We start from the raw sequence: 1,091 nt of genomic DNA on the forward strand, positions 1-1,091 counted from the left end.
TGTAGTGCCCAGGGACGTTGTTTGAATCTCGGGCGATGAAGAGAACCTCCAGGCAGAGTGGAGCTGCTTAGTTCACACACCCCGACCTGGAGGTTCTCGTGTCCCACGCTAATGCCGCGTTGACCCCTGTCCAACGCGCTCGGATCGGTCGGATGGTCGTCGACGAGGGCTGGACGATCGCGGAGGCGGCCCGTTTCTTCCGCGTCTCATGGCCGACTGCGGCGAAGTGGGCGCAGCGCTACCTCGAGATGGGTCGGTCCGGCATGTCGGATCGCTCCTCCCGACCACACCGTTCGCCTCATAGGACCCCGCAACCGTTGGTGCGCAAGATCGTGCACAAGCGCATCAAGACCAGGCGTGGGCCTGTCGAGATCGCCTCGCTCACCGGTGTACCCGCATCCACCGTGTACGCCGTCCTGAAACGGTGCCGGCTGAACCGGCTGTCCCACGTCGACGTCCGCACGGGTGAAGTGATCCGCCGCTACGAGCACGACCACCCCGGGTCACTGATCCACGTCGACGTGAAGAAGCTGGGCAACATCCCTGATGGCGGTGGCTGGAGATTCGTCGGCAAGGCACAAGGAGACCGCAACCGCGCCGCCACACCAGGCAAAGAGCGTTCCAGGACGCACGACGTGTTGATGCGTCACGCTTACGTTCACACGGTCATCGATGACCACTCGCGCGTCGCGTACGCCGAGATCCACGACGACGAGACCGCGGCCACCGCCGTCGGCGTGTTGATCCGAGCGGTCGCGTGGTTCGCAGGTCGTGGTGTGCACGTCGAAGCGGTGCTGTCCGACAACGGCCCCGCCTACAGGTCGCACGCGTGGCGCGATACCTGTCGCGATCTGGGCGTCACGCATCGGCGCACCCGTCCCTACCGACCGCAGACCAACGGCAAGATCGAACGCTTCCACCGCACCCTGGCCGACGGCTGGGCATACTCGAAGCACTACAACTCCGAGAAGGCACGCCGAGCCGCGCTACCGGCCTGGCTGCACTTCTACAACCACCACCGGCAACACTCCGCCATCGGCAAGGTCCCACCCATCACCCGGTTGAACAACCTGCCTGGGCACTACAGCTAG

General features: G+C 64.8%; 1 protein-coding gene. It reads left to right on the forward strand.

Annotation, left to right across the window (positions count from 1 at the left end):
• Positions 1–98: 98 nt before the first annotated feature.
• Complete coding sequence (locus AOM00_RS15095; protein WP_062518587.1) at positions 99–1,091, forward strand: IS481 family transposase; 993 nt, start codon at positions 99–101, stop codon at positions 1,089–1,091.

The organism is Demequina gelatinilytica (assembly GCF_000971115.1).
Classification (GTDB): domain Bacteria; phylum Actinomycetota; class Actinomycetes; order Actinomycetales; family Demequinaceae; genus Demequina; species Demequina gelatinilytica.